Raw genomic sequence first — 23,037 nt, forward strand, 5'->3', positions numbered from 1 at the left:
CTCCTCGGGAAGACTAAGTATAAATAGACAAAAGCGGCTCGTGATCGGTAAACATATACAGTTGCGCCGGGCGTTGCGAATATTGATTGGAGCTGAGTGTATTTCCCGCCTCATCTCGCACATCCTGTAAAATACCTTGGCGGCTGCGAGTCGAAGTTATTTTACGAATAAAATTGGGCTCCTTAAACTCAGGAACTACCGTCTGGATGACTTGATATAACTCACTTAATGTAAAATGGTTCGGTAGAAATTGTCTGGCAATTGTCGTCTGCAGCATCTGCTGCTGAATACGTAGATACGCATCTCTGATAATCTTATGATGGTCAAAAGCGAGTTCAAGCTCTTCCAATGCTTCCTGTAGGGTGAATAAGCCGACCTCTCCTGCATCATCCGAAGCCTGTCTGTGCTCCAGCATCCACTCTTCCACCAAGGCGAAAAAGGCATGGCTGATAATCCATCCACGCGGATCACGCCCCGGTGTGCTGTAGACACCAAGATACTCCAGATGCCCGCCATCTACACCTGTTTCCTCTTTGAGCTCCCGTGTGGCTGCATCATAGATAGACTCATCCTCCTGGCAGAAGCCGCCCGGTAAGGCCCACATTCCTGCATAAGGCCACTTTTTGCGTCTGATCAGCATTACTTTTAGTTCGCGCAGTGGAAGTGTCTTAGTCACTGTCTTCCGTTCACGTTTCGTCAATGTAAACATCACAATGTCAGCCGGTACACCGTCCGGTGTACGGTACTTTTTGACGTTATAGGTTTGTTCCCCGTTGTCGCTCACTCTTAATCCATCCTTTGCCGCAGCTATAATTTGCTATCGTACCTTTTAATGTACCAAACCTGAACTTCTAAAATCAACCTTTCACAACAAGAAGAAACGGAGCAGCCGTCCCGTCCTAATAGAGAAGGCACCCGTTTCTCCGAGAAATAAAAGGATATAGTATAATGTGGAACTTATGCATTCTAATATTTAAATAAAGGGCGGATGAATATCCGCCCTTGGCTTATACGTTTAATCTCCGCATGTGGAAGGTGGTGCTTCTGTACCCGCCTCTACATTGATTTTTTCGGAGACGGTATCTCGGATCACGGAAATTACGAGCTGCAACAGGTAATTGATGTCTGTCTGGCTTTGCTGAAATTCATTCACGACAGGTATTCCATCGATCTCATCTTGCAGCTCTTCGATTTCACGCTCAATCTTGAGAACCATGTCTTTATTCTTAAAGCTCTCGAAAGCAACAATCTCTTTCTGCTTCTTTTTAATCGTTGCAATAAGTCCCTGTACCCGTTCATGCGCCAGGATTTTTTGTTCGGCCTGTTGAAAATGCCTTACTTCATCACTGGTTGAGATGAGTGTGGCGAGTTCTTTGGCTTTTCCCATAATGTCATCGCGTACGATTAAATCACGGCTGTTGTAGGTCGGCATTCCGTATTTGTTCAAACGTCCTTCTTCCATTGCCACTTGAATCTCCCCATTCTATATGATTTAAACGACTACGGCAGCTTCATTGACGTAATCACCTTTGATATACCATGTTTTTGTATCTGTAATTCTGACGTGAACTAAGGTGCCGATTAACTCCTTCGAACCTTCGAAATGGACCAGCTTGTTGCTGCTGGAACGTCCAGAAAGCATTTCTGTGTTATTCTTGCTCTCGCCTTCTACCAACACTTCTACTACTTCACCTAGCATACGGTCATTACTAATACGGCTGTTCTCTTTAATGAGATCATTTAACCGTTGCAGTCGCGCACTCTTAACCTCCATCGGCACATTATCCTCCATGCTTGCGGCCGGTGTACCTTCACGCGGAGAATAAATGAATGTATAGGCCATATCGAAGCCTACTTCTCGAACCAAGGACAACGTATCTTCGAACTGCTCCTCGGTTTCACCGGGGAAACCAACAATTATGTCGGTGGTTAGGACCGGATTCTTCACAGCTGCCTTAATTTTGTCCACAAGCTCCAAATAGCGCTCACGCGTATATTTTCGACTCATCTTCTTGAGTACTTCAGTGCTGCCTGATTGTACCGGCAAATGGATATGCTCTGAAAGGTTGCCGCCTTTGCCCAGTACTTCGATCAAACGGTCATCAAAATCACGCGGGTGGGAGGTCATGAAACGAATACGCGGAATATCTATCAATCTCATATCATCCATTAAATCCCCGAAGGTATAGTTAATATCCGTAAAATCCTTGCCATAAGCGTTCACATTCTGTCCAAGCAGAGTCACTTCCTTGAAGCCCTGCCGCGCTAGATCACGAACCTCCGCAATAACATCCTCCGGTCGACGGCTTCTTTCCTTACCTCGTGTGAAAGGAACAATGCAATACGTACAGAACTTATCACAGCCGTACATAATATTAACCCAAGCACGCATTCCCTCACGCTTTTTAGGCAGGTTCTCTATAATGTCGCCTTCCTTAGACCAAACCTCTATGACTAGTTCCTTGCTGAACATGGCTTCCTTAATTAAGTGAGGCAGACGGTGAATATTGTGAGTGCCGAATATCATATCAACGAAACTGTGCTTAGACATGATCCGGTTCACAACACCTTCTTCCTGAGACATACAACCGCAGATTCCCAGTAGAAGTCCCGGCTTCTCAATCTTGAGATTCTTCAGGTGACCTAATTCCCCAAATACCTTATCCTCTGCGTTCTCCCGAATGGCACAGGTATTCAGTAGAATAATATCGGCCTCATTGCGATCATCCACGCTGCGGTATCCCATTTGTTCGAGCATGCCCTTCATGGTTTCCGTATCATGCTCATTCATTTGGCATCCATATGTGGTGATATGGTAGAACTTATCCACTCCAAAGCTCATCATATCCTCTGGAATGTTAAAATCATAGTGAACTTCTATGTCTTCCTTGCCGCGCCGTTTACCATCTTTATAATCCGGTTGGCTATTAATTTGAACATTTCTACCTTTAATACGGTAAGTAGTTTTGCCTTCTTCTTCGGAAATCACTTTGGCATCCGAAAAATCGAAATACTTGGCATAATTTTTCGCACCCTTGCCGGATTTTAAGTCCGGTGAGTTATTGTTCCCCTTAGTCATGCTGTACACATCCTTTATAATGAAGCATCAATTAAGCTTTGCTGTTTAATAGAATTATTTATTACTCAAGTAAAAATTATAGCATAAGCTTTTGCTGCAATCCATGCATTACAAATTTAAAAGACACTCAGGGAAAAACCCTGAGTGCCTCATGACAAATATTTGTTCAACCCTTCCCTGTCTGGCACTGGTATTCCTCCCGCTTCACCGCACGCTGCTCTTCACTTAACCGCGGGCAGGTATAACAGAAGTCGCTTCCTTCTGTACGGTAATTCAGGCAGCAGGCCGATTTGATCGCCGTAAGGCGGTTAGGATCAGACAGCGGTTCCACTTGGCGGATCTTGACTGCAAACGGATTATTAGCACGGCCGAATATGGCGGACGGCTCCAGCCCCTCCCGAAGATATTGATAATCTTGGAGAAGGCGGTGTTTCGTCTGTTCATTCCGTTCCTCAGAAATCAAACCGCTAATCTCACGGTAGAATCGGGTTGGCCACTGACCCCATAGCTGTCCGATGGGTATACCACTTACAAAAGACAAACTCTCCAGCAAAGGTCTAGCTTGCCCGCTGTAAAATCCGGAAATGGCCGCTGCACGCCATGGCAGCCTTTGCGTTTCTCCTCCCGGGCATGCCGTTTCGCTCCAACGGAGCGGCCTAAATAAAAGACGCGTTTTATTGTCCTTCGTGACTAAGTCCAGGAATAAATTGTCCAGTGAGAAATCTGGTTCCGTCTCATGGACTGAGATAGCGTACTGCAGCGCAAGACCCACGCTTCCGAACCATCCGGCAAGAAATGTGGCTGCTGCCGTACGGTCTACCCCGCGGATCAATACGGTGTACTTGTTGAGGAATGACGTCATCCCTTCTTCATGCAGAAGCTCCGTTACCGGTGTATAGTAGGACCTGTTCTCCGAAGGGACCAGGCTGATATCGTACCTTGTCTCCAACTGCTCTTTCAATAGATCCGGAAGTTTCCGGGTATCGTTCATAGCCGCCTGTGCCTCCTCGATTGAGAACTATTATCACTAATATTGTAGGGTAAACATCCAAATTAATCAATATTCTATATCGGATGGACTTCTATCCTGTTAAAGGTGAGGCGCTACGCGAACGGATCGTTGTTCCAAACGCTGCCACTTTTCCACAATATATGAAGTTAAAGAGTCATCAACAACAAAAAAACCGCACGGCTATTCAGCCGTACGTTTCTTTGTTCTTGAGCAACCTTAATAACCAAATTAACATTAATAAATTTCACTGTTCAGCTTCGGCCAATCATTCAGCGTTATTCACATGTCTAGCTCAGAGTCTTAGTCGCCGCAGGAGTAAAAGGAATAATATCATCCGTTCTACCGCTTTGAACTTTTGCCGGCCACGCCGGGTCAACGATGAGCGCTCTGCCTACGGCTACGAGATCAAATTCCTCTTTCTCCAGCTTCTCCAGCAAACGTCCGATATTATCCTCATCATTCTTCTCGACTTCTCCTCCGACAAAATCACTGTTCAGACCCACCGAACCCACTGTGATGCTTGGTTTGCCGGTTATTTTCTTGGTCCAGCCCGCCAGATTCAGCTCGGAGCCTTCGAATTCAGGCAGCCAGAAGCGGCGAGTCGAACAATGAAAGATATCAACCCCGGCTTCGCTGAGTGGAGCCAGGAACTGAGCCAGTTCTTCAGGATTCTTCGCCAGCTTACCGTTATAATCCCCCGATTTCCACTGCGAGAAGCGAAGTACTATCGGAAATTCAGGTCCGACTGCGCGGCGGCACGCCTCGATAATCTCCACGGCAAAGGTAGTACGAGCTACGAAATCTCCACCGTAACGATCCGTGCGTTTATTGGTTTTTTCCCAGAAAAACTGGTCGATAAGGTAACCATGAGCGCCATGCAGCTCTATACCATCAAAACCGATGCGCTTAGCGTCTGCAGCGGCTTGGGCAAATGCAGCGACAATTCCGTCAATTTCGCTTTGTGTCATTGGCTCTGTAACGGGCTCACCGGCAAGATTCAGACCGGAAGGCCCAATAGGGAGAGCCTCGGCATTGGGTAGATCGCCTTTTGAACGAGCCATACCGACATGCCACAGTTGCGGCATTATTTTACCTCCTCCAGTATGAACCTCATTAACTACCTGCTCCCAACCCTTGAGCGACTCTTCACCATGAAAATTAGGTATATTAGGATGGCTTACCGCGGATGGATGGTTAATGGCCGTACCTTCTGTAATAATCAGCCCTACTCCACCCTCTGCACGGCGGCGGTAATAGGCAGCCACATCGCTTCCTGGAATACCATTCGGAGAAAATGCACGAGTCATTGGAGCCATAACGACGCGATTGGAAAGCTTAAGATTTCCTGCTTCAAAAGGTTTAAATAATGAATCTGTTGTCATATGTAACCTCCGTTTAATTATTTGATTACTTTTTGTAAGCATTATTATGAGCCTTCTACTTTCAAATTGCAACTTATAGGAAATAGATGAGAAATGTAAAAATTACGGTTGTGAATTTACTTCAATGACTATAATTCATATTGAACTGACCGAAAACGGATTGAAGTATGTTGAACAAAGAAAGAAGGAGCATATCACCTAATTCCAAGATATTTTGCAGGATTATAGTCCAGAAGAATTAGAGGCTGCCATCAAGACCTTGAACCGGCTTTCTGGATCAATTGCCTCATATCAGCAAAACGGGGGATTATCCAAATGAGCATATTAGTTACGGGTTTTACCGGAAATACCGGCCAAGAGGTGGCCAAAAAGCTGGTTAGTAAAGGGGCATCTATTGTATGTGCGGTGCGCAACCCGGAAAAAGCAAAGAGTCTATTCGGTGCTGACTACAATTATGTAGAACTGGATTTCACCCGTCACGAAACCTTTGATACTGCCTTGGAGAGGATCGAGCGTATCTTCCTGATATTTCCGACAGAAACACAGTTTTCAGACTTCCATGCCTTTATCCGTAAAGCTAAAGAAAAAAATATCCGCCATATTGCGTACCTTTCGGTAAAGGACGTGCAATTTATGCCGTTCATCCCTCATTATAAAAATGAGAAAGAAATTATCAAATGCGGTATAACGTATACTTTTCTACGAGCCGGTTACTTTATGCAGAACTTAAATTTGTTTCTATTGGATGAAATCCTCCATAACGATCGCATTTATGTACCTGCTGGCGGTGGAAAAACCAGCTTCACAGACATGAGAGATATCGCTGAGATTGCAGCCCGCTCTCTAACAGAGCAAGAATCTCATTTCGGTAAAAAGTATCCCCTCACCGGAAATCAGGCCATTGACTTCTACGAGGTTGCCCGATTGATGACTTCCGAGTTAGGCCGTCCCATCCAGTATAGCAATCCCACTACCAAAGAGTTCAAAGCTTATATGCTGGCAAAGGGGATAACTGATATTTATCATAAAATCACAAATGAGCAACCAACAGGAATTAAAACTTACATTGAAGATTATAGGGAAACCTTTATGAAATGAAACCAGTATTTGGGCTGGGTACTGATTGATTTATCAAACTTGGTATGATCGGCGAGCAATATGACTTTATTAGCCTGCCGTAGCATGTATTTCTTCAGCTCACACTCCGGTTTATTGGAATCCGTGACGCCATTCCGCATCTACTCCTTTGCAACTGATCACTGCCGTCCACATTGTAGCGCTAAATTGTGTCATGGGCTACTGGCCCAACCAGGGATAATGAGCGGTATCGAAGAGAGCAGCACTTGTGGAAGAATTTAAGTCGTACCCGTTCGGAGCCGACAGCCCTCACAAAGCTGGTGGAGTTAAACCGAATTGACTATTTGATAACAGACCGCAAGCCTTCTGAGGCATGGTTGCAACGACTGAGTGAGGCTAATATCGAGGTAATGTACTAGAAAAGTTGGATAGACTAACTATTTGACCTCTGTGAACTCAACATGGACCCTCTTATTGCGGGATCTCGACACTTCTATGGTAGGAGTACAGTTTAATTGTACTTTCTACAACTAAATAGCTTCTTCGAGACCTGCGGAGGACTTTAGTTGTAGTTTCTGCAATTAAATCCTCCAAAACTCGGTTTGCAGCCCAAAAAACGGAATTTTAGTTGCAGAGAATACAATTAAGCGATTAAAGATGGCAATACTAGCTGTTTTAATTGTACAAAGTGCAATTAGAATTAGAGTTTGAGTTTGAGTTTGAGTTTGAGTTTGAGTTTGAGTTTGAGTTTGAGTTTAGAATCGCTGCTAGTAGATAACATTAAAAGGCCGTCCCTCATTTTTATGAGGAACGGCCTTTATTGTATAAGAATGAATAAGATTAGCTTACTTTAGAAGTTTTCCACTACTTTGGTTTTCCTGTTTTTCCAGACAAGTTCATAAACAACCGGCACTACAACCAAGGTTAAGAGCGTGGAGCTGAACAGTCCGCCAATTACAGTCACAGCTAAACCGCCAGAAATCAGACTCGTAGAGGAACCGGACAATGCTAACGGCAATAGCGCAAGCATAGTAGCCAGTGCGGTCATCAAGATCGGTCTGAGACGGGTTGTGCTTGCCTCCACAATAGCTTCACGAATAGGCTGCCCCGCTATACGGTTTCTCTCCACTCGATCGAGGAGTACTACGGCGTTGGTAACGACGATACCGACCAGCATCAGCATACCGATCATTGCACTCATGGATAAAGCCTGCCCGGTTACCAGCAACGCGGAAAGTGAGCCAACCGGGATGAATATTAGGGAAGATAATATTATCAGCGGTGTAGCGATGCCCCCGAAGGTAGCGGTCATGACTAGAAAAACGAGTCCAACTGCCACAACCATGGCAATTCCAAGATTGGTAAAGCCCTCCGTAATCATCTCCAATCCTCCGCCGAAGCTAACTTCTACACCATCGGGTAAGACGAGGCTTTGAATGTCTGCTTTCACTGACTTTGTTACGGTAGCTGTATCTCCTCCATTAATCGTGCCCGCAACCAGTGCATAGGTCTTCCCATCGTTGTGATTAACCTTAACCAATGCATCTAGGACGTCTATATCTGCTACATCACCCAGGTTCTTTATTCCTGAGGGTGTAGATAACTTAATATTTTTCAGCTCATCGAGTGAAGTAATCTGTTGATCATAGGATAGGGTAATTGTTCTTTCTTGCTTATCTAACAAGTAAGTCCCAGCGTTAACCGGCTTCAATTGCTCTGTTACAGCCTGCATAATAACATAAGGACTGAGCTTAGCGTCAATACCTTGTTGATTGAGCGTCAGTTCCCACTTTGGGGTCACATCGTTCAAGTTATTGGTAACTTGCTTAAGCTCACTGCTTTCCTTCATTAAGGCTTCGACCTGTTTCGATGCCTTCGATAGATCTTCTATATTATTCGAATACAGACTAACTTCGATATTATTGCCTGAAGGAACGCCCTGCTCTTCCCCCTCTTTAATATCAAAGGTAGTACCGGGAACCTGTTTGGACACAAGCGCAGGTAGGTCGGCTTTGGCCTTTACCATTAGCTTGTTCACGTCGGTTCCATCTATAAACTGGACTGTAATCGTTGCTTCGTTATTGCCTCCAACCGACATGAATGGATTCGCGGGAGTACCTCCTATGGATACTTGGTAATTACTCACACCCTCAATAGTCTCTAAATAACCTTCTACCTCCTGACTGACTTTATTGCTCTCTTCCTTACTGCTGCCTGCTGGCAGTACTAGATTAATAGTAGCAGCGGGTACAGAACCAGCCGGAATGAATGCTACACCCAGAATAGGTATGGTACTCAGTGAGCCAACCAAGAGTATAACAGCAGTGATTATAACCATCCATTTACGCTTTAAAGCAACTTGAAGAATTCCCTTATAGTAACCCGTAAGTTTGCTTTCACCCTCATGCGCCTTTACGTTCTTAAAGAATGAAGCACCTAGCACCGGAATAAGCATCACAGCTACCAAAAGGCTAACTATAATGGAGATAACGACTGCCAAGGCAAAAGGTCTAAAGAACTCCCCGATAATACCGCTGACAAAGGCCAGTGGTGCAAACACAACTACAGTTGCTACGGTCGAAGAAAATACTGGGCTAATAACCTCTTTTGTCGCTTTATAGGCTAGTTCTTTCCCCTTTAAGGTATTCCCTTTCTCTTGTCGCCATCTGAATATATTCTCGATAACGACGATACTGTCATCTACTATACGACCTATAGATACAGCAATCCCGCCCAAGGTCATAATGTTCAAGGTATAACCCATTTGATTCATTACAGCCATAGTGGCAAAGATAGAAATCGGCAAGGAAAGAATTGATATTAATGTCGCGCGAATGTTACGTAGGAATAGGAATATGATGAGGATGCAGAACAAAGCTCCGTACAATCCTTCTCTAACAAGTGAAGATACCGACTCTTTGATTTCCTCTCCTTGGTTCATAATGGTATGAACATCTACGTTATCATCTTTATAGGAATCCAATAATCCTTGAACAGCATCTGCGACGTCAGCGGTATTGGCTTCTTGATTCTTAATCACTTCAATGACATAACTTTGCTCGCCATTAAAACGAGTTATTTCTTTGACTTCGGATACGTTAGTTATAGCTGCCAAGTCTGATAATTTAGTGGCATTAACGGGGCTTATCACTAAATCCTGAATTTGCTGAAGAGTTGACGCTGTGCCGGTAAGCCGGATTGGAATGCTTGTATCATCCTTATTAACTGTCCCTAAAGGGAGCGCATAATTCAGGCCTTGCAAAGCAGTTTGGATAGAACTGAGAGAGATTCCAAGACTGGCTGCTTTCTCCTTATCGACGATAATCTGCAATTCACTTGAGGCTGCACCCTTCAATGTTACGGAGCTTACACCCTCCAATTTTTGCATAGCAGGAACGATTTCATCTTCCAGCTTCTTACCCAATGCCTCGGAATCATTATTCGTGGAAAATAAAGCCGCCTGATAAATTGGGCTCGCTCCAGCAGACAAACGCATAACGTTTACTTTCGCATTCTCCGGGAAATTCAACTTCGCCATTACCGTTTCAATATCGGTTGATTTCTTGTCCATATCTGATCCAAAAGGAAATTGAATCGAAATACTGGCCATATTCTCAGATGAAGTACTGGTAAGAGAATCATAACCAGACAAGCTTTGGAGACTTTCTTCGATCGGCTTTGTAATCTCCGTTTCAATCTCTTCCGTAGAAGCACCGGGGTTAACCGCTTGAATAAAGATAGCCGGAAATTCGACATCCGGAAACGTTTGCTGCTTAATCTGTGTAGCCGAGAAAACACCATAGCCAAGCACCAGGGTAAATAAAATAAACACAGCGACTGAATTTTTTAAACTTATTTTACTAAGAAAGCTCATATACAATTCTCCCTCCTCTATCTACCCACAGTATAAAACCTGAATTTGTACTCAGTGTGAACTGAGTATTATGATTCAGGCGTGGAATAATTAAGAGGAAGTTGAACTGTTACGGTTGTTCCTTTTCGCAATGCGCTTGTAACTTCAATATGACCGTGATGTAAATCAACAACTCGTTTAACAATTGACAAACCTATTCCACTACCGCCGACCTCACGGCTTCTGGCTTTATCCACTTTATAAAAAGGCTTGAATATATTCCTGATCTCCTCTTCAGGCATCCCCACCCCGGTATCTGCAATCTGAATCCGCACTTGATCTTCTTGTTCAATGGCTGTTATAGAGATCAATCCGTCCTCACCCGTGAACTTGATGCTGTTACTTAGAAGGTTGCTCCATATCTGACTCAGTCGATCCTCATCGGCTACGATGGTTATTGAAGGCAGTTCAAGCTCTAGGTTAACCTTTTTTGCTGACCACTGCGGTTCCAGAGCAATTACAATTTTACGAAGCTGCTCATCCAAAGAAAAGCTCTCTGGGACCAGTTGAAGATGCTCGTACTCAAGCGTAGACAATTGCAATAAATCACCGCATAACCTTGAGAGACGGTCACTCTCTTCCTCAATAATATTCAATAACCTCAGCCGGCTAGCCTCGTCCATATCTTTACGCTTCAAGGCTTGAGTAAAACCTTTGATCGAGGTTAGTGGAGACTGAAATTCATGAGAGACATCGGAGACAAACTGCTTACGGATTCCCTCAAGGGTTCCTAGCTCCTGCGCCATTACATTAAAGCTTCGTGTCAGCTGTCCGATTTCATCATTTCGTTTCGTATGCAGACTAACGCTGAAATCACCTTTTGCCATTCTTCGAGTCGCCCGCGTCAACTGCTGTAGGGGAAGTACGATATACCTTGCTGCCAAAAGAATTAGAATACTTCCGCAGCCCAGAACAATAAGCAACTGGGACCTCATGAAATTCCCAACCTTATTAAGCAATTCACTGATTTCAGGAGATATGAATAGCGCTCTAGGCGAACCGTCGATTGAAAAAGGAATGCCCACAGTCAACCCTTCTTTTTTCCCCTTGTTCAGTTGGCTGCGAAAAACTCCCCCCTGCAGGACGGATTGAATGTTCGCTTCATCTCTGCTTTCCTGTTCACTGATCTCCTTACGGCTGGTATAGAGCTGCTTACCCTCATTGTCATACAACCGCACAGAATATAAGGGCAGCGAAGAAACTCCTTTCATCAGTGAATCGAGATTTTGGCCTTTTTCATCTTGATACGCCTTGATTATAATCTTACCACTTTCAATCATATCGTTCTGAACCATGGTCTTTATCTGCCCAATATATAAACTATTGATCAACAAAGCGGCTATAGCACCACTGATAAAAATAGCTCCCAGGAAAGTTAGGACCACTCGGACATACAGCGATTTAATCATGGAGAACCTCCAGCCGATAGCCCATACCTCTTAGTGTAACTATTTTAAAATGATCGCTATAATTCTGGAACCGCTCACGCAGCCGTTTGATATGGGTATCCACCGTTCGCTCATCTCCGTCATATTCATAGCCCCAGATCTCGCGAATCAGCATATCACGGGTAAAGATTTGGCCAGGATAGCTAGCTAACTTGCATAGAAGTTCAAATTCCTTAAGCGGAAGTGTTGCCGACGTGCCTGAATCCGTATATAAGACCTGATAACTTTTCTTGTCCAGCGTTACCACTCCAAGCTTAATCGTATGGGAAGTCGATATTCCGTAGCGTTTGAGAAGCGCCTTCACCCGCATGACCAGCTCCATCGGATCAAAGGGCTTAACCAAATAATCATCCGTCCCTAGCCGAAAACCTTTGATTTTGTCCGCAGGTTCACCTTTTGCCGTAATCATCAATATGGGCTTATCCCCTGACTCCCTAAGTCTCCTACAAAGCTCCCAGCCATCCATTCCCGGCATCATGATATCGATAATAACCAGATCTACCAGATTATTCTCGTAGTACTCCCAAGCATCCGTACCATTACTTTTCTCTATAATCTCCATGCCCTCATCTTCCAAAAACAACCTCACCAACTCACGAATATGAGCTTCATCATCTACAACCATTATCGTTGTCATCCATACCGCCCCACTTCATTGTCAAAATTGCTTAGGATATCCGATTATTATATTCTCTTAATTTGAACTCCAGGTGAACTGAATATTACAATTGTACCATTAACACAGTCGTTGAAAGGTTACTTGCCTTTGGGCACTAGCATTCCTCCCATCAGCCAAAAATCCGCCGGCAAAGTGAATAAACAACATTAAAATGACAAAAGGTCTGTTTCCGAAGATAAACTTCAGAGACAGACCTTTATAAATGTTCTCATTTGCAGCTAATGTTATCTGCTTGCTTTGCTTTCTTTCTTGAACCACTCGGACTTAGGCTTCCGAGGCGGGTTAGCCTTTGCTTTAGTCTGGAGCTTAGGCTTCGGCTGTTCAGATCTTGCGCTTGCTGATCTTGCGCTTGCTGATTTTGTGCTTGCAGCAGCATTGGAGCTTGCAGGTCTTGAACCTGCAGGTCTTGAGCTTGCCGGCTTTGAGTTGGATGATTTCGATGGTTGTCCGGACTTAAATGATTGAGGAATTCTCTTCATCGGATAAGGATGATCCTTTACTTCGGGAATCGTCTTACCGATTAACTTCTCAATATCCTTAAGGAATGGAAGCTCATCCACTTCACAAAAAGAGATCGCCGTTCCGCTAAGCCCTGCTCTGCCGGTACGTCCAATGCGGTGAACATAAGTTTCAGGAATATTCGGCAGGTTGAAGTTGATAACGTGTGAAAGCTCATCAATATCGATCCCTCTAGCCGCGATATCTGTAGCTACCAGTACCCGTGTTGCCCCGCTCTTGAAATTTCTCAAAGCGTTCTGCCGATCATTTTGGGACTTGTTCCCATGAATGGCCTGCGCCGAAACATTAATTTTAGCCAGATCTTTAGTTACACGGTCCGCACCACGTTTGGTACGTGTGAATACCAGGGCTGACACTATGGATTTATCCTCTAAAAGAAGATTCAATTGGTTTTGCTTGTTACCCATTTCTAACAAGTAAACGGATTGTTCTATTCGATCCACGGTAGAGGAAACAGGAGTAATCTCTACTTTTACTGGATTAACCAGCAAAGATTTGACCATTTTATCTATTTCTGGCGGCATTGTTGCCGAGAAGAATAGCGTTTGTTTTTTGGCTGGCATCTTAGTAATGATTCTTTTCACATCATGAATAAAGCCCATATCAAGCATTCTGTCGGCTTCATCCAGTACTAAGATTTTGACAAACTGCAGATCTACACGTTTTTGGTTCAATAGGTCCAACAGTCGGCCCGGAGTGGCTATTAAAATATCTGCACCCTGATGCAAAGCACGCTCCTGTGCTTTTTGGGACACACCGCCAACGATAGCCGTGCAACGAATATTCGTGAATTGGCTGTACGCTTTAATATTTTCATCAATCTGAAGCGCAAGCTCTCTTGTAGGTGTAAGTATCAAAGAGCGAATCCGGCGGCCTGTGCTGACGCTGCTTGTTTGCTCGCTTAAGAGCTGAATAATTGGCAGTGAAAATGCAGCCGTTTTACCTGTTCCAGTCTGAGCACAGCCCAGCAAATCTCTGCCAGCAAGCACTCCCGGAATCGATTGCTCTTGAATAGGTGTCGGTGAAGTATAGCCCTCTTTGCTTAATGCTTTTAAAATCGGGGGTATAATATTTAATTCTTGAAATGTCATTTTGTCTCCTTAATTTCAAATACATATATTATTAATCAGTTAACTTTTACGTCATAACGAATAATGATAACATAAATATGTACGGAATAGAAGAAAAATGTGCTTTATAGTCGATTATTACATGTGATGTTAGATAAACGATTCAATTTGAGCAAACAAACTGAAATCATCGGTTTTTATCATCAAATTGAACGACTGGAAGCATCGGATCTTCTAGAGTAACCAATGTTTCATGGCCTAATTCTCTGTTTCCGCTCCGAATAGCACTTTTGTTATCCTCATGCGGACTGAGAAGTCGCTATTTCGAAGTATGATTGGCATTTTATAACTATACGGACTGTAGAAGCCCTATTTCCCCAAAAACACCCGATTATGAGGAATATTCATGCCAATAAGGGATCTGTGGTCCGCAAAGAATACAAAACGAAGTAACACCCGAGAATAACAGATCTATAGCCGGCAGGCCGCACGACTTGGAGAGGACGAGATGACCATCCCTTCACTCGAACCACGCCAAGTAAAGATTATAGTCACATCATTGTGGGTAGTTTTTGGACGATAATCGTTGAACGATAGTTTCTACCCAGTAGTAACTGTCCAATCCGCTAAATGCGAAATGGACAGCCTTTTAATTGCATAATCCCCCTGTTGATTTAATTTGCCAACCCACGTCCATTCACTACTCATGATCTTGCAGTAACGCAGCCCCCTCCAGCAGCATAAGTCCACTGAGCTGGACACTCAATTGAACCGGCAATTGCGGTTCATTCTCCCATAATGGGCCGCACAGACCCAACTGCTTATCCAAGCCCGCCTCCCAAAGTCGCTGAGCATTGATCATAATCACCTCGCGCATCCGTACATTATCGGGGACATGCCGATACAGTTGCACCAAATACCGAATCAGGATTCCTTTGAATAAACCGGTGTCATCAATGCCTTCATCGGGAAGCATCAATGTATCCGGATCGCAAAGGCGATCTATACAGACTTCGGCGGTTCGAAGTGCATCTTCCATGTACTTACGGTTACCCGTAATTAGATTAAGCTCCACACCCGCACCTAAAAATACCCCTTGGCAATACGTGAATTCCCAGTCGTAATCAATTTGACCATCGCCGAGTCTGTTCATTCCGTCCCATACAAAGCCGGTAGCAGGATCTACTAAATAGGATTTATTCCATTCATAAATGCGTATCGCCCAATCCAAATATTCTTGATCATGTGTAACTCCATATAACCGAGCGGCAAGGATAGCAGCGGGTGCGTTTGCCGGGGTGTTTTTATAATCTAGCTGGTCCTTCTTCCAAGCCATTCCGCCCCCGAAATGATCATTCCAGGCCGTCTTGATGTCAGCCCACAATTCTAGCACAGCTCTCATATATTCATCATTGTCTGTAGCTACATAAGCTCGCAGCAGCGCAAGTGCGGTCCACTCCATGTCATCATAATAATTATGTGAAAACGTTCCCCCGTTATAGACCCGAAGACTGCGGCTGAGTTCCTCAATTCTCATAGCATATACCGATTCACCGGTTCGCTCATAAGCATCTACCAAAGTATCAATGACATGGGCCTGCCACCAGTAATAGAAGTTATCTTCAGCTTGGTTGTTCTCCCGAGGATACCATTGATTCATAATACCGGTTGTCTGATTATAAAAGTTGTCCTGCAAACATTGCTGGAACCATTCTGCCCGCTCACACCAGCTTTTCATTTCGATTGTTTTTATAGTGTCTGTCAGAATGATAACCTCCAATTAACCCAATTTAGTCATCATCTCCAGCAGCTTTATCCCGCTTAATTGGGAACTTAAGGATACGACACCTAATGGACTCTCGGTCCAACGGGTTCCGAACAGCACCTCATCCACGGACCTCCCTTTCTCCCAGAGAAGCTCGGCATTGTTACGAAGAAATGTAGCTACCTCAGTTGCTTCCGGATCTACACTCACTAACTCTCCTAAGTAACGAATAAGAATTCCCTTAAACAGTCCTCCATCTCCATTTCCTTCATCCGGCAATACGCCCGTACGGGTGTCAGCCAACTCTTTTACAGCCGCAGTAAAGGTCCGGCCAGCATCATCCAGATAGATCGGGTCCTTCGTAATTCGATAGAGCTCCACAGCTGCTCCAATAAACACCCCTTGGGTATAGGTGTATTTCCAGTCCTTATCGATAGAGCCATCTCCGGTGCGGTTCATTCCATCCCATACAAATCCTGTCTCGGCGTCTACTAGATGTTCCTTTAACCAAAGGTATATTCGATCTGCCCACTCCAAATCCACGGGGTTCGCAAACGCCTGATACAGACGGGCTGCCAAAATAACAGCCGGAGCATTAGCGGGTGTATTCTTATAATCCAGTTGTGACTTTTGCCAAGCGATTCCACCGTCCATATGTGTATTCCAACCTGTCTGGATATCCTTCCATAGAACAAGCGCCGTTTCTTTATAGACTTCCTCTTTCGTTGCCTGATACGCACGAAGCCAAGCAAGAGCCATCCATTCCATGTCATCATACAATTCGTTCGGCCACACGCCCCCATTTCGTTGCAGGAGGCCTTTGTGAAGTGCATTCAGGCGTGTAGTATAACGATCATCCCCCGTACGCAGCAACCCGTCCACAAGAACATCCACCGCATGAGCCATCCACCAATAATGAAAGATTGTGTTACACTCTCCGTTTGGACAAGGGGTTTCGATGTTATACATTCGGATAGATTCATTCCAAAATAAAGCGTCCAACGCAACCTGGGCTTGGTCTGCCCTTTCCTCCCAAATACCAAGCTTATATGGGTTCATATGATTTCTCTCCTAGTTTTGTAAAATAAGGTATCTATCCTTTAATCCCGCTGAATGCAATTCCCTGCACAAAGTAACGTTGTAAAGCCAGAAATAACACTAGAATCGGCAGAATTGCCACAAGTGCTCCCGCCATCATCGGACCATAATCCGTCTGAAAATTGTAAGAGAATGCTTGAAGACCCATCTGGATCGTTGCCTTTTCAGGATCATTAAGCACAATCATCGGCCATAAAAAGCTGTTCCAGCCGGCTTGAAAAGTAAAGATACTGAGCGTTGCAAGTGCGGGTTTCGTCAGCGGCAAATAAATTCGCCAGAAAATCATAAATTCTCCGCAGCCTTCAATCCGGGCCATTTCCATCATGTCGCTGGGCAGAGTCAGGAAAAACTGACGCATGAAGAATACGGCAAATGTCCCTGAAGCTCCCGGCAAAATAATGCCCCAGAACGAATTCATCAGTCCCATGCCTCCGCCGCCTAAGAGATCATTGCCTCCTGCAAGCGGAATATGACGCAGAACAAAAACAGTCGGGATCATCGTAACAATGCCGGGAATCATCATTGCCGCCAGCAGGATACGAAAAATCGGTTTATTCATTTTGAATTTCAATTTTGCAAAGGCGTATCCGCTGAGCGAACCAAAAAATAAGTTTGCTAATACACCGGCAACAGCTAATACAAGCGAGTTCCAAAAAAACAAACCGAAAGGAACGGTCGTAAACGCCGTATGGTAATGTTCAAATGTGATATGGGACGGAAACCATTGAATCGGCATCGCGAATATATCCTCGTCCGGCTTCAAGGACGTAAGTACACTCCAGTAAAAGGGCAAAAACATAACAATAGCGATTACAGTACAAGCCAAATAATAAACAGTTTTGCCAAGCCCCCGCTTCAGAGCGGAATTCCCATTAGTATTCATTCTAACTTTGCCTCCTTCTCCATGGGCAGCCCTTTATACGATCGGCTCTTCCGCCTTCGATATCCGCATATTGATCAGCGAGAAGATCAGAATGGCCATAGCAAGCACAAATGCCTGTGCGGAAGCATAGCCCATTTGAAGCTGGTTAAAGCCCTGCTGATAGATCAGGTATACAGGGGTTTTGGTCATATTAGCCGGACCGCCCTGTGTTAGCACAAAAGCCTGATCAAACAGCTGCAGCGCACCGATAATAGACATTGTACTGACCAGAAAGGTAGTCGGGCGAAGCTGAGGCCATGTAATATACCGAAAACAGTCCAGCTTATTTGCGCCGTCGAGCCGTGCAGATTCATAGAGATAATCAGGTACTCCCTGCAGTCCGGCCAAATAAATGATCATATTGGATCCGACAGACTGCCAGAGGGTAAGCATAATTATGGACAGCATCGCCGTATTGGTCTGGGAAAGCCAAGCTGGGCCTGTGATTCCGACATAGGACAGCAATCCATTGACCAAGCCGAATTCCGGGTGGAGCAGCCAAATCCATACGGTAGCCGCGGCAACGGCAGATGTTAGTGTCGGGAGATAATTTAGCGTTCGGAACAGCTTTACACCGCGCCACGTACGGCTTAGTAATATGGCCAAGAGAAGCGAAATCAGAATATTAAGCGGAACAAAAATAACCGCATACAGAAACACATTACGGAACGTTTTCCAGAGCAGACTATCTTCGATTAGACGACGGTAATTATCGAAGCCGATCCAATCGTTTTTACTCAGGACATCATAATTGGTAAAGCTTAAATATAAAGCCATGACAACGGGGATGACCGTAAATACAACGAACAGCAGCACCGTGGGTGTAATGAATAAATAAGCCGTTCTGGCCTGATGTTTCTCTATCCTTCTGACGGAAGCCATCCAACTCCCCCTTTTTATCTTCAATTACTTATAAAAGGGAGGTTACCCTCCCTTTTCGCTGCCACTGTGTTATTTTACAACTTCATTATCCTTGAGCATTTTGTCGCCCTCTGTTTGAGCTTTTTTCAGCGTTTCTTCAATACTTTGTTTATTTTGTTGGTTGAGTTGTAGATTCGGTGCAAGAGCATCAGTTTCCATTACGGAATAACCAGGGTGGGCAGGACGTATTTTTGCGAATTCTAACGTATCCATAAACGGCTTCCACTTCGGATCATCCTTGAAGAATGGATCTTCCAGGGAAGGCTTGTAGCCCGGCAGGTTAAGACTTGTTTTTGCCCACAACAGAGCATTATCTTTGTTAGCCGTCCACCATTTAATGAATTCCCACGCTTCATCCTGATGCTTGGAGCCTTCTGGAATGACCAGCCCGAAACCGCCCATCACGCTGCCTTTATCGCCATTTGGACCTGCTGGAGGAGGAACAATACCATAATCCAAGTCCTTGCCGTATTTATTATAGGTACTGAGCATCCAAGGGCCGGAGTACAGCATGGCAACCTTACCTGTTACAAAAGCATCCTGACCTTCGCCAAGTCCCAGCTCAAAACCAACCTTATACACCTTATCCTTATTCATCAGACGATCCCAGAACTCCAGTACCTGCTTACCTTGGTCATTATTAAAGTTAGTCTTACCGTCCTCAGTCAGCATCGAACCGCCTGCCTGTTGAAGGTACATATTGAACAAACCGAGATCACCTATAGAGAACCCTGCTACCTCGAGTTTATTGCCGTTCCACTTAGTCAGCTTCGCAGCTGCGGCCTCAAGCTCATCCCAGGTTGTCGGGGGCTGGAGTCCGGCTTCATCCAATAACTTTTTATTGTAAAAAAGAGCCCGAGCGTCAACAGTCAGCGGTAATCCGTATAATTTATCATCATAAGATAGCTCAGTCAGCGATTCACTATAGAAGTCATCCTTTGAAATTCCGTCCCGGGTTAAATATTCATCCACAGGGTGAAGGACGTTCTTGGGTGCGTAAAGCGAAGTCCGCCAGCGATCCCAGAACAGCACATCCGGAGAGCCTCCATTCGTGGCTGCCGTTAAGAACTTTGTAATCATGTCCTGTTGAAGCACATATTTAACATGTATTTTATCCTGTGATTTATTAAAAGCATCGACCATGGTCTCGAACTGCTTTTGTCCTTCTCCACCCCAATCACCCCAGAAGATGAGCTCCGTCTTTTTTCCGCTGTTGCCGCTTCCTGCATCTCCGGCCGTCCCTTTATTTGCAGGGTCATTATTGCCCCCGCAGCCCGCTGCAAGAACAGTAACCAGAATCAGCGAAATCACTGTAGCCAACCATTTTCTCATTTTTCTATCCCCTTTGGAATGGTTTTGCGAACCTCAGCCTCTCTTCACTTGAATACCGCAATGCATCAACATGAACTCACAGAACATCATATTTGCCCAGGAGAACCAAGGTCTTGTATATTCTCCCGGATCATCCACATGAAAACCTTCATGCATAAAGTCAGTCCCCGCATTTGTCCGTTCCATTAAGGAAAGCAGATACTCCTGCTCTTCCTCATTAATAGAAGTCATTCCTTGAACCGCTAAGGCAATGTGCCAAATGTACCTGCTGGGTGTATGAGGACTGCCGATTCCTGAAGCTGCTTTTCCTTCATAAAAATAAGGATTCGTGCTGCTTAAAATAAGCCTGCGGGTATTCGCATAAACAGGGTCATCAGCTCCGACATAGTCCAGATAAGGAATTGAGAGTAGACTAGGGACGTTGGCATCATCCATGATATTGAATTGTCCCAGTCCATTTGTCTCATATACGTATACCGGACCGAATTCGGGATGATCCATGATACCGAATCTGCGAATCCCTTCATCAATCTGATCCGCAAGCCGCTTCGCCGACGCCTCCAACTCCGTATCCCTAAGAATCAAGCTTGCGATTTCACATACATACCTTAAGACAACTACTGCAAACATATTACTTGGTATTAGATAACCGTATTCACAGGCATCGTCGCTCGGACGGAAACCAGACCACGTCATTCCCGTGTAAGCGGTCAGAGTCCCTTTACCATTGCGGTCCAACGTATCTGAAGGAGGACAATTGACCCTTTGGAAACGATAGTTGGATTGACTTTCGTGATTTTGTTCCAGCTTCCATAAATCAATAATTTTATTTACTCCTCGAACGAAATCCTCATTAAAATGACTGGTGCGGCCCGTGTTTTTCCAAAGGAGATAGCTTAACTGAATGGGATAACAAAGGGAATCAATCTCATATTTACGTTCCCATATCCAGGGGTTCATTTCCGTCTGATCCTCCTGATGCCCCTGTCCGTTCGCTGTATCATTGAAAGCGTTGGCATAAGGATCCAGCTCAATATAAGCAAACTGGCGCTCCACAAGACCGTGTATCATATCCGCGATCTGTTCATCCTCTGAGGCTAACAATAAGTAAGGTCTGACCTGTGCCGTTGAATCCCGAAGCCACATCGCCGGTATATCTCCGGTAATTACAAAAGTTCTGCCATCTGCCTTGCGTTTTATAGTCGTATTCCATGTATTCGATAAGCACTTCTCAAACATCCTAGCCAATTTCGGTCGATCCGCCATCTTTTCTTGAACATGAGCCATCAGCGCATTCATAGAAACAGGTATCTCTCTAATTGAATTCAGCTGAGGTACACCTCCCCTTTTTTCGCTTATTCTAAAGCGCTTTCATGAGATTAGTATATTGGTATATTATTCACATGTCAATATGTTTATTAATAAATAATGATATACTATTATGCAACAATTAGCGGTTTAGAACTCACCAAAGAAACAGAAAAAACCTATCGGTGGGGACAGGTTTTCTTGTTGATGAACGATTGCGTCCTGCTTATCAAGGGAATTTACACTAACCAATGGATGAGAAAGCTATGACAGCTTAGCAGATCCTGTTGATTCTCCGGGAATCAGTCGGGCTTCCAGCATCACTTTGTTAGGAACGGTATGCCCGCCCATTATACTAAGTACATTCTCCACGGCAATCCGACCCATCTCTTCTTCATTCTGCTGCATATGGGTAAAGGAATACCCACCCCCGAGATGAGTCGGCGGACTGTCGAAGCAAATGATGGAGATATCCTCCGGAATTCGCAGACCCACCCGTTCCACCGCTGTTTTGGCAAGCAATGCAATGTTGTATTCAATAGCAAACAGGGCCGTTATAGCTGGATTGCTCTTCAAGTGGGACACCAGTCGTGAGATATCACGCTCAATATTCTCCTCATTGAAGGAGTTCGGAAGCGTAGAGGTCAGATCACTGACCCAAAGACCTTTATCAACCACAATTCCCCGCTGGGCATGAGCCTGAATAAAGCCTTCAATACGGTCCTCAACCGCAGTCGTATCGACTGGAGGCGGTGAAAGAAAGGATATATGCTTATGTCCTAGATCGAATAAGTACTCTGTACCCTTAAGTGCTGCCTGCATATTATCGGTGCTGATCGAAGCCGCTGCGACTCCCTTCAAATGCCGGTCTACAAGAACAAGAGGAAATTTCCCAATAACCAGTTTCAAGATTTCCGCACTGAAATATTCGCCTTGAGCCGGGAATACGATCAGACCATCCACCCCGAGGTTGAGCAGTTTTTGAATGGATTGTTCCTCATTATCAGGGTCACCAAAGGTTCTTCTCAACACCAGAAAGCAGTCATTATCACGGGCAGCCTGCTCCATCCCATAAATCAAACCCGTCCCATAGCTGTTACCAAAGTCGGTAATAATCAGACCAATCGTCTTCTCATCATGATTGATTGCATTTGAAGCATATCCCTCAGAGCCCGCGGCTACATTAGCCCCTGATTCCAAATAATCAATTACAGGATCGGCCACAAATGAGCCTCTTCCCGGTTTTCGAACGATTAATTGCTCTGCTGCGAGCATCTCAAGGGCTTTCTTGCTGGTGATACGGCTTACACTATAAGCATCAGCCAGCTCTTTCTCGGAGGGAACCCGCTCCCCAAGCTGATAGTCCTTGGTAACAATACGCTGCTTCAGTTCGTCAAATATTTTTTCATACATGGGCTTAGAAGAAGTTGACTCACTCATAACCATCTATCTCCTGACTCTATATTATTTCAGTTTATACATAATAATATATCATGATATATTATAGTTGTC

At 44.7% G+C, this 23,037-nt stretch carries 19 protein-coding genes; 2 read left to right on the forward strand and 17 right to left on the reverse strand.

The annotated features are described in order from the left end of the window. Positions 1 to 13 precede the first annotated feature (13 nt). From J2T20_RS08235 to J2T20_RS08255, 5 genes are all read right to left on the reverse strand, one after another. Positions 14 to 784, reverse strand: a complete 771-nt coding sequence (locus J2T20_RS08235) for an NUDIX domain-containing protein (protein ID WP_307587333.1) — start codon at positions 782 to 784, stop codon at positions 14 to 16. Between the two features lie 231 nt (positions 785 to 1,015). Further along, entirely contained in the window at positions 1,016 to 1,462 is a 447-nt protein-coding gene (locus J2T20_RS08240) for a RicAFT regulatory complex protein RicA family protein (protein WP_373457779.1), read from the reverse strand. Positions 1,463 to 1,492: 30 nt separating this feature from the next. Beyond that, on the reverse strand, positions 1,493 to 3,079 hold the full coding sequence (gene miaB, locus J2T20_RS08245; RefSeq protein ID WP_307587336.1) for a tRNA (N6-isopentenyl adenosine(37)-C2)-methylthiotransferase MiaB: 1,587 nt from the start codon (positions 3,077 to 3,079) through the stop codon (positions 1,493 to 1,495). A gap of 166 nt (positions 3,080 to 3,245) precedes the next feature. Further along, positions 3,246 to 4,070, reverse strand: a complete 825-nt coding sequence (locus J2T20_RS08250; protein WP_307587338.1) for a (2Fe-2S)-binding protein — start codon at positions 4,068 to 4,070, stop codon at positions 3,246 to 3,248. Positions 4,071 to 4,378: 308 nt separating this feature from the next. Further along, positions 4,379 to 5,473 carry an NADH:flavin oxidoreductase gene (locus J2T20_RS08255; protein WP_307587339.1) on the reverse strand — a complete coding sequence of 365 codons (1,095 nt, stop codon included), beginning with the start codon at positions 5,471 to 5,473 and terminating at the stop codon, positions 4,379 to 4,381. Positions 5,474 to 5,788: 315 nt separating this feature from the next. Between J2T20_RS08255 and J2T20_RS08260 the strand changes: the two genes are divergently transcribed. Next, positions 5,789 to 6,571 (forward strand): SDR family oxidoreductase, encoded by a 783-nt coding sequence (locus tag J2T20_RS08260; RefSeq protein WP_307587341.1) that lies wholly within the window; start codon positions 5,789 to 5,791, stop codon positions 6,569 to 6,571. Here the strand turns inward: J2T20_RS08260 and J2T20_RS25740 are convergent. Further along, positions 6,547 to 6,711 (reverse strand): hypothetical protein, encoded by a 165-nt coding sequence (locus tag J2T20_RS25740; RefSeq protein ID WP_373457775.1) that lies wholly within the window; start codon positions 6,709 to 6,711, stop codon positions 6,547 to 6,549. The two genes, J2T20_RS08260 and J2T20_RS25740, sit on opposite strands and share 25 nt — an antisense overlap. Before the next feature lie 105 nt (positions 6,712 to 6,816). Here J2T20_RS25740 and J2T20_RS08265 point away from each other — a divergent pair, with 105 nt between their 5' ends. Further along, positions 6,817 to 6,969, forward strand: a complete 153-nt coding sequence (locus J2T20_RS08265; protein ID WP_307587342.1) for a hypothetical protein — start codon at positions 6,817 to 6,819, stop codon at positions 6,967 to 6,969. A gap of 431 nt (positions 6,970 to 7,400) precedes the next feature. Here J2T20_RS08265 and J2T20_RS08270 read toward each other — a convergent pair whose 3' ends face one another. From J2T20_RS08270 to J2T20_RS08320, 11 genes are all read right to left on the reverse strand, one after another. After that, on the reverse strand, positions 7,401 to 10,424 hold the full coding sequence (locus tag J2T20_RS08270; RefSeq protein ID WP_307587343.1) for an efflux RND transporter permease subunit: 3,024 nt from the start codon (positions 10,422 to 10,424) through the stop codon (positions 7,401 to 7,403). 68 nt (positions 10,425 to 10,492) lie between these two features. Continuing rightward, entirely contained in the window at positions 10,493 to 11,872 is a 1,380-nt protein-coding gene (locus J2T20_RS08275) for a sensor histidine kinase (RefSeq protein WP_307587345.1), read from the reverse strand. Beyond that, a complete protein-coding gene (locus J2T20_RS08280; RefSeq protein WP_307587347.1) occupies positions 11,865 to 12,548 on the reverse strand; it encodes a response regulator transcription factor in 684 nt (227 codons plus the stop codon). Before J2T20_RS08280 ends, J2T20_RS08275 begins: the two co-directional genes overlap by 8 nt. A 266-nt stretch (positions 12,549 to 12,814) precedes the next feature. Beyond that, entirely contained in the window at positions 12,815 to 14,200 is a 1,386-nt protein-coding gene (locus J2T20_RS08285; RefSeq protein WP_307587349.1) for a DEAD/DEAH box helicase, read from the reverse strand. 679 nt (positions 14,201 to 14,879) lie between these two features. Further along, the gene (locus J2T20_RS08290) at positions 14,880 to 15,917 is read right to left on the reverse strand and encodes a glycoside hydrolase family 76 protein (RefSeq protein WP_307587350.1); all 1,038 of its coding nucleotides are present in this window, start codon (positions 15,915 to 15,917) and stop codon (positions 14,880 to 14,882) included. A gap of 42 nt (positions 15,918 to 15,959) precedes the next feature. Beyond that, positions 15,960 to 17,003: a glycoside hydrolase family 76 protein gene (locus J2T20_RS08295; RefSeq protein ID WP_307587352.1), complete on the reverse strand. Its 1,044-nt coding sequence runs from the start codon at positions 17,001 to 17,003 to the stop codon at positions 15,960 to 15,962. A gap of 34 nt (positions 17,004 to 17,037) precedes the next feature. After that, positions 17,038 to 17,925 carry a carbohydrate ABC transporter permease gene (locus J2T20_RS08300; RefSeq protein WP_307587354.1) on the reverse strand — a complete coding sequence of 296 codons (888 nt, stop codon included), beginning with the start codon at positions 17,923 to 17,925 and terminating at the stop codon, positions 17,038 to 17,040. 33 nt (positions 17,926 to 17,958) lie between these two features. Continuing rightward, positions 17,959 to 18,846 carry a carbohydrate ABC transporter permease gene (locus tag J2T20_RS08305; RefSeq protein ID WP_307587356.1) on the reverse strand — a complete coding sequence of 296 codons (888 nt, stop codon included), beginning with the start codon at positions 18,844 to 18,846 and terminating at the stop codon, positions 17,959 to 17,961. 69 nt (positions 18,847 to 18,915) lie between these two features. Continuing rightward, positions 18,916 to 20,217, reverse strand: coding sequence for an ABC transporter substrate-binding protein (locus J2T20_RS08310; protein ID WP_307587358.1), 1,302 nt, complete (start codon positions 20,215 to 20,217; stop codon positions 18,916 to 18,918). 33 nt (positions 20,218 to 20,250) lie between these two features. Next, positions 20,251 to 21,516 (reverse strand): glycoside hydrolase family 125 protein, encoded by a 1,266-nt coding sequence (locus tag J2T20_RS08315; RefSeq protein ID WP_307587359.1) that lies wholly within the window; start codon positions 21,514 to 21,516, stop codon positions 20,251 to 20,253. Positions 21,517 to 21,789: 273 nt separating this feature from the next. Next, on the reverse strand, positions 21,790 to 22,965 hold the full coding sequence (locus J2T20_RS08320) for a GntR family transcriptional regulator (protein ID WP_307587360.1): 1,176 nt from the start codon (positions 22,963 to 22,965) through the stop codon (positions 21,790 to 21,792). Positions 22,966 to 23,037 lie beyond the last annotated feature (72 nt).

Origin of the sequence: Paenibacillus wynnii (genome assembly GCF_030812855.1) — a bacterium.
Lineage (GTDB): Bacteria > Bacillota > Bacilli > Paenibacillales > Paenibacillaceae > Paenibacillus_AQ > Paenibacillus_AQ wynnii_A.